Below are 13,943 nucleotides of genomic sequence, written 5' to 3' on the forward strand. Positions count from 1 at the left end.
AACCAAGCCCTTGTAAATCAAAAAACTAATATTTACATTTGCATACCAGTTAAAATAATTAACTTAATTCTTCCGCTTATAATTTAAATGCGATACATAATTTTAGCTATTCTTTGTACCATTAGTTTATCAGCTTCGGCCCAGTGGTGGCGCGGCGATTTTAAAAAACATGTAAGGTATCCGCAGGTTGCCCATGTTAAAGATGGATCGTTAAAAAAGTTTCTGGCAAATAAACCTGCTTTTTACAACCCTAAAAAACTTGCTTTACCTGTTATACCGCGCAGCCAGTTTAACCTGGAAATAAACGAGCGGATAGTAATGCGCGCTGCGCAGCACCACATGCGCTTCCGCGAATATGCGCTGGCCAGTTACAAATTCAGCGAATTGGCGCAGATCTATGTATCAGAGAACCGCCTGTCCGAAGCGAAGTGGTATTATCTGCAAAGCAACTACATTTCAAAACAACAGAATGATCATCAGCACACCATCAATAACCTGGTGAGCCTGGCTATGGTAAAAGCCGACCTGGGCGATATAACCCAGGCACAGCAAGATCTTACCGAGGCCCGAGACCTGGCCTTGTCAACCGGCCGGGCACAGGATGTTAAACTGATCGATGGTAAGATTAAATTTGTGCAGAGCAACAAAACATGGCTGCCAAAATCTGAATTACGCTACGCCGATGCAGCCGAAATTACAGCTAAATCAAAATAACTCCCTGTTTTTGTAACATTTGCGTAAAATGCGGCTCCTACACTAAAACAAACCAAACATTATTGTAATATTGTTATTCAATATATTAGCGGGACGGCTCATCAGCTGTCTCTTTTTTTATAATATAAATTAAAAACAGGCACAAGTATTGATGTTTCACTCAGGTCCCGATTTAAATAGTGTAAAAGATATGTTCAAGAAATTATATTTAATGCTGGTATTGGCGGCTGCGCTTGCCTGCAACGCATCCCCGTCTAAACCGGTTTACAAAAATGCCGGCCCTAATGATCTGCAGCCTGATGAGCAGCAAAGTGTGGTGCTGGGTTATGTGGCCAAGCTCATCACTGATTATAACTACAAGAAAGTGCCGCTTAACGATTCTATATCAGCTATTATTTATGATCGTTATCTGAAAAGGCTGGACGAGAACCACAACTATCTTTTAGCATCCGATATCAAACAGTTCGATCAGTTTAAATCCACGCTTGATGATGATATTAAGGCAGGTAACCTGGCCAATGTGTTTTATATGTTCAACATTTTCCAGAAACGTTATACCGAATATGTGAATTTTTCGGTAGCGGAGCTGAACAAGAACTTTGATTTTACTAAAAATGAAACTTATACGTATGACCGCGACAGCTTACCCTGGGTGGCAACAGAAGCCGATTTGCATAACCTTTGGGCCCAGCGCGTAAAATACGATCTGCTTAACCTTAAACTTACCGGTAAAGAACTTGCGGCAAACAAAGCTACCTTAAAGAAAAGGTACACCAGCATCCTGTCGCAATCCAACAAATTGTCTAATCAGGACGTTTTTCAGGCGTTTATGGATGCTTTTACCGAAGCGATAGATCCGCATACCAACTATTTTAACCCGGCAATGGCTGCCAATTTTAATATTGATATGTCGCGCTCGCTGGAGGGTATCGGGGCATCATTACAAATAGATAATGAATATGTCACCATTAAGGGTGTTACCGCCGGCGGCCCTGCTGATAAAAGCAAACAGGTAAATGTAGAAGACCGTATTATAGGCGTTGCACAAGGCAAAACAGGCGAGTTTCAGGATATTGTAGGTTGGAGGATAGACAATGCTATCGCCCTGATCCGCGGTGCAAAAGGTACAACAGTAAGGTTGCAGCTGTTGCCAAAAGGCAGCGCCGCCACAGCTAAACCACGCATTGTAGAATTGGTGCGCGAGAAAATTATCCTAAAAGATATCTCGGCTAAAAAAGAGATCCGTACCTATAATTCTAATGGTAAAACGGTTAAAATAGGCGTGATATCCATCCCCGCCTTTTACCTTGATTTTGCCGATTATAAAGCAGGCAACCCTAATTACAAAAGCACCACACGCGATGTGAAATTGATATTAGACAGCCTTAAACGCGAGAATGTAGACGGTGTGGTAGTTGACCTTCGCCAGAATGGCGGCGGATCTTTAATTGAAGCCATTGAACTTACCGGCTTGTTCATTAAATCCGGCCCGGTTGTGCAGGTGCGTGATGCACGTAACCAGATAGAAGTTGATAAGGATGAAGACCCTGCAATTACCTATGCCGGCCCGCTGGCTATTATGGTTGATCGTTTCAGTGCATCGGCATCAGAGATATTCTCTGGCGCAATACAGGATTACGGCCGTGGTTTAATTATCGGTACCCAAACTTATGGTAAAGGATCGGTACAAAACGCTATCGACCTGGATAAGGTGATCACCCCAACCTTAAAAGATAAAATAATGGCGGTAGCCGGTAAATCTAAAACGGTTGCTACCGGCAGCCAAAATAAATTTGGGCAGCTGAATTTAACGGTGGCTAAGTTTTATCGTGTAAGCGGCAGCTCTACCCAGCATAAAGGGGTAATGCCGGATATCAGCTTCCCATCTATCATCCCAATGGATAAATACGGCGAAGACACCGAACCTTCTGCCATGCCTTTTGATATGATCCCGAAAAGCGATTATGCTGTTGTTGGTAATTTTGCTACCGTTATTCCGCAATTGAAAAAGCTGCATGACGACCGCATGGCGGCCAGCGCCAGCTTTAAATATCTGTTGCAGGATATTGAAGAATCTAAAAAACAGGCAAACGAAAAAAGCGTAACCCTTAACGAGCAGAAACTTAAACAGGAACGCGATGCTGACGAGCAAAAATCATTTGAAAATAATAATTTGCGCAGGGTAGCCCTGGGTTTACCAGCCATGAAAAAAGGACAGGTAAAACCAAAGAACGAAGACCTGGACTTTTTGCAAAAAGAGGCAGGACAGATTCTGACCGATTACCTGACATTGGATAACAAATTAACCAACGTAAAACCTACAGGTACATTCTAAAATCGTGTTTTAAAAATATAATATGTAGAGGCGCGATACTTCGCGTCTCTTTTTTTGTATTTGTGTGTGTTTTTTTGGCTTCGTGTCTATCTTTTTTTTACCGGAAATTTCTTGCATAATGTGGTAAGTCAAACTAATTGCATGGCCATAGGTTATTAGTATAACCATGGCTAAACCACTTTTGGAATTTACAGACAGGGGTATTTATTGCGAACAGGGTAAGTTTTATATCGACCCCTGGAAGCCTGTAGACGATGCCGTAATTACCCACGCCCACGCCGATCATGCTTATTTTGGTCATAAAAACTATCTGGCGCACCACCTATCGCGCGAGGTAATGCTTTACCGGTTGGGCGATATCAACCTGCGCACTATTGAGTACGGTGAAATCGTTACTAAAAACGGCGTACAGATCTCGATGTTCCCGGCAGGGCATGTAATTGGGTCCGCTCAGATAAGGGTGGAGTATAAAGGCGTTGTTTGGGTAGTATCCGGTGATTATAAAACGGATGATGACGGGATCTCTACACCATTTGAACCGGTTAAATGCCACCATTTTATATCTGAGTGTACTTTTGGGATGCCTGTTTACTCCTGGAAACCCCAAGCCGAGATCTTTACCGAAGTAAATAACTGGTGGCGCCACAATGTAGAAAATGGTGTAGCTACGGTAATAGTGGGTTACTCGTTAGGCAAAGCACAGCGCATCTTGCAAAACCTCGATGTGGATATCGGCAAAGTTTATACCCACGGCGTTATCGAAAATACCAACGAAGCCTTGCGCCGCAATGGCGTGATATTGAACCCTACGCATCGTATTACGGCAGAATCATCAAAAGAAGAGGTGCGTAAAGGCATCATCATCGCTCCGCCATCATCGGTAGGTACACCGTGGATGCGCAAGTTTGGCCCTTACAGTTTTGGTTATTGCAGCGGCTGGATGGCCATACGTGGTGCCAAGCGCCGCCGTGCTGCAGATAGGGGTTTTATCATGTCTGACCATGCGGACTGGAATGGCCTGGTAAGCGCTATTGATGCCACCGGCTGCGAATGTGTTTATTTAACGCATGGTTATACGGCATCATTCACAAGATATTTAAACGAAATAGGTTTTAATGCCCGCGAAGTTCATACGCTGTATGGTGGAGAGGAAGAGGATGATGCCTCTCCCCAGCCCTCTCCGAAGGAAAGAGAGCAGGAAGATAATCCTTCTGAAGTCTCCCCTAACGAGGGAGATTTAGAGGGGGCTACAAAAGGGGGTATTATATGAAAGCCTTTGCCCAACTATTTCTCTCTTTAGACGAGACTAACAAAACCAACGAAAAAGTTAAAATACTTAAGGAATATTTTAGCAATGTGCCCGATACCGATAAAATGCACATGCTGGCCTTGTTTACGGGCAGGCGGCCAAAGCGGCCTATCAATTCTACCCTGATCCGTAACTGGGCCATCGAGGCATCCAATATCCCGGCATGGCTTTTTGAGGAAAGTTACCATGTGGTGGGTGATCTGGCCGAAACCATGTCCTTATTAATGCTCGAAAGCCCCGGCAACAGCAGTAAAACCCTGACTGAATGGATAGCGGAAATTAATGCCCAGGCCGCCCGTACCGAAGATGAACGTAAGCTTTGGCTGATAGATTCATGGGCGATGCTGGACAGGCAGGAGCGGTTTGTATTTAATAAACTGCTTACGGGCAGTTTCCGTATAGGCGTTTCTAATAACCTGGTGGTAAAAGCTTTGGCCGATATTACCGGAATTGAAGCCCCGGCGCTTACCCACCGTATTATGGGTAGTTGGATGCCGGAGGATTACACATATGAGCAACTCATCCAGGAGCAAAATGCGGCCGATAACATTTCGAGGCCTTATCCTTTCTTTTTGGCTTACCCTATTCAGGAAACATCCGAAAAACGTAAATCGGCAGAAGATGTAGGCAATGCATTGGGCGAAGCTGGCGAATGGCAGGCCGAATGGAAGTGGGACGGTATCCGCGCGCAAATGATCAAACGAGGCGGCCAGATCTTCATCTGGAGCCGTGGCGAAGACCTGGCTACCGAAAAATTCCCCGAGCTGCATCCCTTTTTGAATGCCCTGCCGGATGGCACCGTGCTGGATGGCGAGATATTGAGCTTTCAGAATAATTTACCCATGTCGTTCAGTGTGCTGCAAACGCGCATCGGGCGTAAAAATCTCTCCAAAAAAATCCTGACCGATAGCCCGGTGGCTACCATTGTTTATGATTGCCTGGAATATGCCGGCGAAGATATCCGCTATAAAACCCAATCTGAACGGAGAGCGATATTGGAAAAGCTGCAGGCTGCAATAGAATTTCCGGAAGTTTTCCGCATCTCGTCATTAATAAAATTTGATTCCTGGGAAGAACTGGAAACTATCAGGGAGCAATCCCGCGCCATGATAGCAGAAGGCATTATGTTGAAACGTAAAAGTGCCACTTATCAGGTTGGCCGCCGCCGGGGTGATTGGTGGAAGTGGAAGATTGACCCGCTATCTGTAGATGCCGTGATGATCTACGCGCAAAAAGGCCATGGCCGCCGTGCCGACCTGTACACCGATTATACCTTTGCCGTTTGGGATGGCGATAAGCTGGTACCATTTGCCAAAGCATACAGCGGCCTTACCGATGCCGAGATCAACAAGGTGGATTATTTTATCAAACGCAACACCTTAGAAAAATTTGGTCCGGTACGCACCGTAAAACCCGAATTGGTTTTTGAAATAGGCTTTGAAGGAATTAATAAATCTACCCGCCATAAATCGGGCATAGCCCTGCGTTTCCCCCGGATACTTAGATGGCGCCACGATAAACCCAAAGAAGAAGCAGATACGCTGGAAAGTTTAAAAGATCTGTTGGGGGAGTAATATCTTTGCTGTCGCGAGCTTTCAGCCCGTGATGGAGTATCGTTGCAGCATTTTGCTTGCGTAAGCTGAAAGCTTACCTTATGCCGTATCCCGAGTTACGCTACGCTAAATTCGCGACAGCATCATAAATTTCATCTTTGCTGTTCGCTGTCGCGGGCTTTCAGCCCGTGATGCAGCATGGCTGCAGCTTTCAGCTGCAATAAGCAGAAAGCTTACCTTATGACGTATCTCAAGTTACGCTACGCTAACTCGCGACAGCAATGAAACATTCTTCAGGGTTAAGAATTGTCTATCAGCAAGCTCTCCCCAAACTTTTGCGAAACCGTTTTATGCTCGTTGCCATTAATACTGATCACTAATGAGCTATCGAACGGAATCTTTTCAATCAATTGAATTTTGGTGCCGATGTTGATATCCAGTTTTTGCAGGTATTGCAAAAACTGACTGGTGGTATCTTTCACCGCTACTACGCGGCAACTGCCCCCGGTTTTAACATCAGCCAGGGTGGTGGAGAAGCGTTTGGCCATTTTGCCGTTGGCTTTGGGTATTGGGTCGCCGTGCGGGTCGTACTCCGGGAATCCCAAAAATTTATCCAGCCTGTCGGCCAGCGAGGCATCTTTAATATGTTCCAGTTCTTCGGCAATATCATGGATCTCGTCCCAGTGATAGCCCAGTTTTTCTAACAAAAACACTTCCCAAAGGCGGTGGCGGCGCACAATAAGCGTAGCGTCTTTTTGCCCTTGTACGGTAAGTTCCACGCCTTTCTTTTTATCGTAGGCTATCAGTTGTTTATCGGTAAGCTTACGGATCATATCCACCACGGATGCCGGGTTGTTCCCTAAAGATTCGGCAATGGCCGTAGGGGTTATTTTTTGCCCCTTATCCTGCCAAAGGCGATAAATGCATTTAAGATAGTTCTCTTCTGATAGTGTGTGCATACTGTTTTATTGGGATACACAAACATAAACAAAAAATTAAGGTTGTAAATAAAATTTGGTAAGGCTAATTTTATTTAATTGGTTAATTAAATTATTTATATATGTTTGTACAAATTTATCTCTATGCGTCATCTGTTACTATTTGTTTTAATTATTTCAGCACTAACAGCATCAGCCCAAAAAAGCTCTCTAAACGGAACGGTGACGGTTAATAATGCGCCGCTGGCCTATGCAACAGTGGCGCTTAACGGCACACAATACGGCACCACTACAAATGATAAGGGTTATTATGAAATAAAGAATATTACCCCCGGCAATTACACGGCAGTATTTAGCAGTATGGGTTATTTTACAAACCGTATCAGGGTAATTATTACCGGCGGCGTACCGGTAACGCAGAATGCCGAACTAAAGGAAGGCAGCTCGAAGCTGAACGAAGTAGTGGTTACGGGTGTATCCCGTGCTACAGAATTGCGCAGTAACCCGGTGCCTATAGTGATAATGGGTAAAAAAGAGATCGATCAGCATGTTAATAATAATATTATAGATGCCATTACAAAAGGTGTTCCCGGTGTTACGGCGGTTACAACAGGTCCAAATATTTCTAAACCCTTCATCAGAGGGCTGGGTTATAACCGGGTATTAACTTTGTATGATGGCATAAGGCAGGAAGGACAGCAATGGGGTGATGAACACGGGATAGAGATAGATCAGTATGGTATCTCCCGTGCGGAAGTGATCAAAGGCCCGGCAAGTTTAACTTATGGGTCTGATGCGCTGGCGGGAGTGATTAACCTGATCCCCTATATCCCCAATGGGCAGGATGGTAAGCTGAACGGCGATATAATTACCGATTATCATACCAATAACGGGCTAATAGGATCCTCACTCGGCTTATCTTACAAAAAAAACGACTGGAAATATGCCTTTAGGGCAACCGGTAAGGCAGCGCATAATTATCAGAACAAGGTAGATGGATACGTTTACAACTCGGCTTTCCAGGAATACATTTTATCCGGCATGGCCAGGGTAGATAAAAAATGGGGTTTTTCGCAGTTTGCGGCTACCACCTATAATAACAAACAGGAAATTCCGGACGGTAGCCGCGATTCGCTTACCCGCAAGTTTACCGTGCAGGTGGCCGAAGCCGCAAATGATGATATCAAAAACCGCCCCATTGCACCGCAGGATTGGCTAACATCATACGGGGTTACGCCGCTGCATCAGCACATTCAGCATTATCGCATCTATAATAAAACCGAAATTAAACTGGGCGAGGGCGTTTTTGCATCAGCGCTGGGCTGGCAGCAAAGCGTAAGGCGCGAGTATAACCACCCCACACAGCCCGATCAGGCAGGGTTATACGTTACGCTGAATACCTTGAATTATGATTTTAGATACAGCCCGCAGGTGTTTAACGGCTGGGAAACCTCTTTTGGGGTGAATGGCATTGCCCAAACCAACCGCAGCAAAGCCGCTACCGATTTCCCGATACCCGATTATAATTTGTTTGATGTAGGCGGGTTTTTTTTTGTGAAAAAAAGTATCGGCAAGGCAGATATTTCCGGCGGTATCCGTTACGATACGCGCCACATCAGCTGGGATGATTTTTATGTAGGCCCTAACCCTGCCAACGGCTTTGAGCAAAAGGTAACGGCAGCAGATGCCGGCGCTAAATTACAGTTCCCCAACTTTACGCATATTTATCATGGTATATCCGGTAGTTTGGGGCTTACTTATAATGTTAGCGACAGGGCATTGTTAAAAGCCAATATAGCGCGTGGTTACCGCGCACCAAACATTACCGAGATCGGCAGCAACGGCCTTGATCCGGGTGCGCATATTGTATATTTAGGTAACCGTAATTTCAGCCCCGAATTTAGCTTGCAGGAAGATCTGGGTTTTATAGCCTACCTAAAGGATGCCGATTTTATAGCAGAGTTTTTTAACAACCAGATAGAAAACTATATCTATCAATCGCGTTTAAACGATGCCAGCGGCAACCCGGTTATTGTGGTGCCGGGTAATACTACCTATCAGTACCAGCAATCAAAGGCGCGGTTATACGGTGCCGAATTTTCTTTTAATCTGCATCCGCGTAGCGTAAAATGGTTCGAGCTGAATAACAGTGCCGCCTATGTAGTGGGTATTAACCAGAACGAGGAGCTGATAAGGCAAAGCAATGGTGCCGCAAAGTACCTGCCCTTTATCCCGCCGCTGCATATCCGGTCGGAATTAAAATTGAAGCTGCAGGGTACTTACGGCGTTTTTTCTAAAGTATATTTCCGGGCAGAAGCAGATGCCTATTCGGCACAAAATAAATACTATGCCCTGAATGATACCGAAACACCTACACCGGGCTACACACTCATTAACGCAGGCATTGGCAGCACACTGAAACACAGATCGGGCAAAACCATCTGCGAATTATTTTTACAGGCCGATAATTTGTTTGATGTGGCCTACCAGTCAAACCTTAATCGTTTAAAGTATTTTGAGTATTACAACGCATCGCCCAATGGCCGCAGCGGTATCTATAATATCGGCCGGAATCTGAGTGCAAAGATTATTGTACCATTTTAAAATAGGTTTAACAACTTTTAAAAAGTTGTTAAACCTTACCTGACAGATGGTTGAAAAATATCCGTTTGATTTCTCCCCAAAGAGTGCCAACTTCGCACTCCCGATAATCGGTGTAATCAAAAAGGTAATCTGTGGAATCTATAAATCATCATATCAAAATAGCGCAGGAGCTTGCCGTTGGCAGCAAGCAGGTAAGCGCAGCCATTGCTTTGTTAGACGAGGGCGCAACCGTTCCGTTCATATCCCGTTACCGCAAGGAAGTTACCGGCAGTCTTGACGAGGTACAGGTAGCCGCCATTCGCGACCGTGTACTGCAACTGCGCGATCTGGATAAGCGCCGTGAAGCCATCCTGAAATCGTTAACAGATCTGGGCAAGTTAACCACCGAACTGGAACAGCAGATCCAAGCCGCTGAGACCATGGTGCAGTTGGAGGATATTTACCTGCCTTATCGCCCCAAACGTAAAACCCGTGCCACCGCAGCCCGCGAAAAAGGCTTGCAGCCACTGGCCGATTTTTTACTCGCCCAAAAAAGTATCGACCCGGAATTGGAAGCCGGTAAATTTATAGACGACGAAAAGGGTGTAAAGACGGTAGAGGAAGCGTTGGCCGGTGCCCGCGATATTATTGCCGAGCATATTAGCGAAAATGCCGAAACAAGGGCGAAAATGCGTCAATTATTTACGGAAAAAGGCGTTTTTGAGTCGCGCGTTGCCCCCGGAAAAGAGGAGGAAGGCATCAAATACAAAGATTATTTTGAATGGACGGAGCCGGTAAAGTCGGCGCCATCACATCGTATCCTGGCCATGCGCCGCGGCGAAAAAGAAGAGATCCTTTACCTTGACATCAAACCCACAGAAGAGGACGCTATCGCCCTGTTAGAGCGTGAGTTTATTACTTCGCGCAATGCTGCAGCCACACAGGTTGGCCTGGCTATCGCCGATGGGTACAAGCGTTTGCTTAAACCATCAATGGAAACAGAGATTCGCCTGTTAACCAAAAAAAAGGCTGATGATGAGGCAATTAGGGTATTTGCAGAGAACGCCCGCCAGCTATTATTAGGCGCCCCACTTGGCCAAAAACGCATGATGGCGATAGATCCGGGTTTCCGAACCGGCTGCAAATTGGTTTGTTTAGATGAGCAGGGCAAACTATTGGAGAACACAGCTATTTACCCGCATACCGGTGCAGGCCAGACTAAAGAAGCGGAGAAAACGGTTACGCATTTATTTGAGCGATACCATATAGAAGCCATTGCCATCGGTAATGGCACTGCCGGCCGCGAAACCGAACTGTTTATCCGTAACTTAAACCTGCAGGGCGTAGTAATAGTGATGGTTAACGAAAGCGGCGCATCTATTTATTCTGCATCTGATGTTGCCCGTGAGGAGTTTCCGGATAAGGATATAACTGTGAGAGGAGCCGTTTCTATTGGTCGCCGTTTAATGGATCCGTTAGCCGAGTTGGTCAAGATCGACCCAAAATCTATCGGTGTTGGCCAGTACCAGCACGATGTTGACCAGAACAAACTGCAAACCTCACTGGATGATACGGTAATGAGCTGTGTAAATGCTGTAGGCGTAGAATTGAACACTGCATCTAAACAGATCCTGGCCTACGTATCCGGCCTTGGCCCGCAACTGGCGCAAAACATTGTGGAGTATCGCAATCAAAACGGCGCTTTTAAACGCCGCGACCAGCTTAAAAAGGTTGCCCGTTTGGGCGATAAGGCTTACGAGCAGGCAGCAGGTTTCCTGCGCATTCGTGGGGCGGAAAATCCTTTGGATAGCAGTTCGGTACACCCGGAGCGTTATACGCTGGTTGAGCAAATGGCTAAAGACCTGAAATGCAGCGTGCAGGACCTGATGCGCGATAGCAACCTGCGCAAATCTATATCGCTTCAAAAATATATATCTGATACGGTTGGCTTACCTACCCTGAATGATATTATGGCCGAGCTGGCCAAACCGGGCCGCGACCCGCGCGAACAGTTCGAGGCATTTAGTTTTACTGAGGGTGTTAATGCCATTAATGATTTAAAAGTGGGTATGAAACTTCCCGGCATTGTAACCAACATCACCAATTTTGGCGCCTTTGTAGATATCGGCGTTCATCAGGATGGCTTGGTGCACCTAAGCCAGATCACCAATCGTTTCATCAAAGACCCCAATGAGGTGCTTAAAGTACACCAAAAGGTAGAAGTTACAGTTACCGAGGTAGACGTAAATCGTAAACGCATCGCCCTGAGCATGAAGGAAAACGAAAAGCGCGAACCTGCCACACAAGTCAAACCACGCGAGCAAAGGCCGGTCCAAAAGCAATTTGCCCAAAAACCAAAACCCGAGCCCGAACCGGAAATGGATATGATGAGCAAACTGGCCGCGTTAAAGAATAAGTTTAAATAATATATTCAGATAAAATATTGCGTAAAGCCTCCTGTAAAGGGGGCTTTAATGTTGGCTCATGATCCTGATCTCTTTTGGGTAATAATTATTGATGCGATTGGGTAGTAGTTTAGCCCAGCCCAAAGGTAATCCTTCATAAGTCATCAAACTCCAGCCTTTGCCGGTAACCATAATATCTATATTGTCGCGGCGCAGATATTGTATGGCTTGTTCTTTGGTCAATTCGGTAGTTAGCACCATATCTTTATTGATAACTAAACTTAACGCAAGTTCATGATCGGGTATCAGGTCATTGCCTGCCAGTTTACCAATCCGTACGCCCGATTTTTTGATGTAAAGATGCCGGTGTAAAATATTTAGGCTTTCTTTATGCTCGCGGTTAATGGCTAACCAATCCTCGTTCACTTTAAAAAAGTAAAAATTATCCGCATTATTCAGATATTGTTTAACCAGGTCCATCTCTTTTGCTGGTAATTTTTGCTGCCCGTTGTTTTTATAGTTAGATACGCCGCCGCTGCTTTCTTTTTTACGCAGGCAAGCCGCAAATAATCCCTCGCCTTTAACCTTGCCGGGATAGAAGCGATACCCCCAGGCTTTTTTTATAGGCGATTCTGTTTCTACAATTCCCCACCCCATATCAATAGGTATGCGGATGCTCTCTAAACCAAACTCGTTACAAAGCCAATCCAGTATATCTTCATTTTCCTGATGCGAATAACTGCAGGTACTATATATAAGGTAGCCATCTTCTTTTAATGCAGGGTAAATATCAGCCAGTATGCGTTCCTGCCTTTGGTGGCACAGGTTAACATTGCCCTCGCTCCATTCATTCATGGCAGCCGGGTCTTTACGGAACATGCCCGAACCGGAGCAGGGGGCATCAACCAAAACCACATCAAAAAAACTATGAATACTGTTAAAATCTCTGGGATCGTTATTGGTTACAATAGTATTAGTAGTACCCCATCTGTTTAAGTTATCACTTAATATAGGTACACGTGTTTTGATGATCTCGTTTGCTACCAGCAGATCGCTGCTGTTTAAAGCCGAATTAAGCAGGGTGGTTTTACCGCCGGGCGCCGCGCAAAGGTCTAATACCTTAATAGCATCTTCTTTATCTGGGCGGATGGTATTTAAGATATGCCCGATAAACATGGATGATGCCTCTTGCACGTAATATGCGCCGGCATGAAAAAGCGGGTCGAAAGTAAATGAGGGGCGTTCGTTTAAATAAAAACCTTCGTTACACCAGGGTATTTGCGAGTCGGTTTTGATATCAGCCGGTTTAAAAGGGTTAATTCTGATAGATGTTGGGGTAGGCTGATGGATGTGTGCGTTAACAAAATCAGTATTATCGAAGCCTGGCTCTGTATTTAAACCATCCAAAAAGTGCGGCGGAAAATTATAATTATCCATATCTGATTCAAATTTACGCATTTTTAATGGGCTTAATTATACTACCTGATGCCGGTTACAGGCGGCTAAGGGAGCGGATTAACAACCGGGCACATGTTTTTATTATGAATTTGATGTTAATTTACAGTTAGTTACAAAAATGGTTTAAATTTTTTAAAATACTTCTTGTAAGCATAGGTGTTTTCTACTTACATTTGTGGCCGCTCAAATAAAAAGGGCGTTGTTTTTTAAATAGTTAGTCAATTAAAAAGGTAAAAAATAAGTGAATTTTTCACTTGCAACAAATGAAAATAAGTTGCACCTTTGCAGCCCGCAACAACGAAAGAAATTGTGGTTGTTAAGTTGAAAAACAGCGAAGAAAAATAGTTCAAAAAAAGTGAAAATAACACTTGACACGAATTAAAAATAATCGCACCTTTGCAGCCGCTTCCACAACGAAGCAAAGCATTAAAAAACAAAGAGATCGCAATGATTTCTTGAATACAGATTGAAAGTTGAAAGTCGCAATGACTCAAACATAAAAGCTGAGCCGAGATGGTGAAGCGATAAGTTCTTAAAAGAGATAGAGAATAAATTATGCAGCGTAACAGCGGGAGGTTTAGACTAACCGGGAGTTAAGCATTAAAGACGAGTTCAGTTGGGATAATGTAAGAGAATATTTTTTTTTAC

General features: G+C 44.7%; 8 protein-coding genes. 6 read left to right on the plus strand and 2 right to left on the minus strand.

Annotated features, from left to right (window positions below; genetic code table 11):
- The first annotated feature begins 87 nt into the window (after positions 1 to 87).
- The 4 genes from E2R65_RS19245 (at position 88) to E2R65_RS19260 (ending at position 5,932) form a co-directional block, all read left to right on the plus strand.
- Positions 88 to 714 (plus strand): hypothetical protein, encoded by a 627-nt coding sequence (locus E2R65_RS19245; RefSeq protein WP_134338120.1) that lies wholly within the window; start codon positions 88 to 90, stop codon positions 712 to 714.
- Between the two features lie 190 nt (positions 715 to 904).
- Complete coding sequence (locus E2R65_RS19250; protein ID WP_134338121.1) at positions 905 to 3,049, plus strand: carboxy terminal-processing peptidase; 2,145 nt, start codon at positions 905 to 907, stop codon at positions 3,047 to 3,049.
- Positions 3,050 to 3,215: 166 nt separating this feature from the next.
- Complete coding sequence (locus E2R65_RS19255; protein WP_134338122.1) at positions 3,216 to 4,319, plus strand: ligase-associated DNA damage response exonuclease; 1,104 nt, start codon at positions 3,216 to 3,218, stop codon at positions 4,317 to 4,319.
- The gene (locus E2R65_RS19260) at positions 4,316 to 5,932 is read left to right on the plus strand and encodes an ATP-dependent DNA ligase (RefSeq protein ID WP_134338123.1); all 1,617 of its coding nucleotides are present in this window, start codon (positions 4,316 to 4,318) and stop codon (positions 5,930 to 5,932) included. The genes E2R65_RS19255 and E2R65_RS19260 overlap by 4 nt, the downstream gene beginning before the upstream one ends.
- Before the next feature lie 278 nt (positions 5,933 to 6,210).
- Here E2R65_RS19260 and E2R65_RS19265 read toward each other — a convergent pair whose 3' ends face one another.
- Positions 6,211 to 6,870, minus strand: coding sequence for a metal-dependent transcriptional regulator (locus E2R65_RS19265; protein WP_134338124.1), 660 nt, complete (start codon positions 6,868 to 6,870; stop codon positions 6,211 to 6,213).
- Positions 6,871 to 6,993: 123 nt separating this feature from the next.
- Between E2R65_RS19265 and E2R65_RS19270 the strand changes: the two genes are divergently transcribed.
- A complete protein-coding gene (locus E2R65_RS19270; protein ID WP_134338125.1) occupies positions 6,994 to 9,453 on the plus strand; it encodes a TonB-dependent receptor in 2,460 nt (819 codons plus the stop codon).
- A 140-nt stretch (positions 9,454 to 9,593) separates the two neighbouring features.
- Positions 9,594 to 11,858 (plus strand): Tex family protein, encoded by a 2,265-nt coding sequence (locus E2R65_RS19275; RefSeq protein ID WP_134338136.1) that lies wholly within the window; start codon positions 9,594 to 9,596, stop codon positions 11,856 to 11,858.
- A gap of 45 nt (positions 11,859 to 11,903) precedes the next feature.
- Here E2R65_RS19275 and E2R65_RS19280 read toward each other — a convergent pair whose 3' ends face one another.
- Entirely contained in the window at positions 11,904 to 13,295 is a 1,392-nt protein-coding gene (locus E2R65_RS19280; protein WP_134338126.1) for a methyltransferase RsmF C-terminal domain-like protein, read from the minus strand.
- Positions 13,296 to 13,943 lie beyond the last annotated feature (648 nt).

This window comes from Mucilaginibacter phyllosphaerae (assembly GCF_004378255.1).
In the GTDB taxonomy this organism is placed as follows: Bacteria; Bacteroidota; Bacteroidia; order Sphingobacteriales; family Sphingobacteriaceae; genus Mucilaginibacter; species Mucilaginibacter phyllosphaerae.

Coding starts and splice junctions, on each gene's coding strand:
- E2R65_RS19260 (WP_134338123.1), top strand. CDS start 4,316: ATGAAAGCCTTTGCCCAACTATTTCTCTCTTTAGACGAGACTAACAAA.
- E2R65_RS19270 (WP_134338125.1), top strand. CDS start 6,994: ATGCGTCATCTGTTACTATTTGTTTTAATTATTTCAGCACTAACAGCA.
- E2R65_RS19250 (WP_134338121.1), top strand. CDS start 905: ATGTTCAAGAAATTATATTTAATGCTGGTATTGGCGGCTGCGCTTGCC.
- E2R65_RS19255 (WP_134338122.1), top strand. CDS start 3,216: ATGGCTAAACCACTTTTGGAATTTACAGACAGGGGTATTTATTGCGAA.
- E2R65_RS19280 (WP_134338126.1), bottom strand. CDS start 13,295: ATGCGTAAATTTGAATCAGATATGGATAATTATAATTTTCCGCCGCAC.
- E2R65_RS19245 (WP_134338120.1), top strand. CDS start 88: ATGCGATACATAATTTTAGCTATTCTTTGTACCATTAGTTTATCAGCT.
- E2R65_RS19265 (WP_134338124.1), bottom strand. CDS start 6,870: ATGCACACACTATCAGAAGAGAACTATCTTAAATGCATTTATCGCCTT.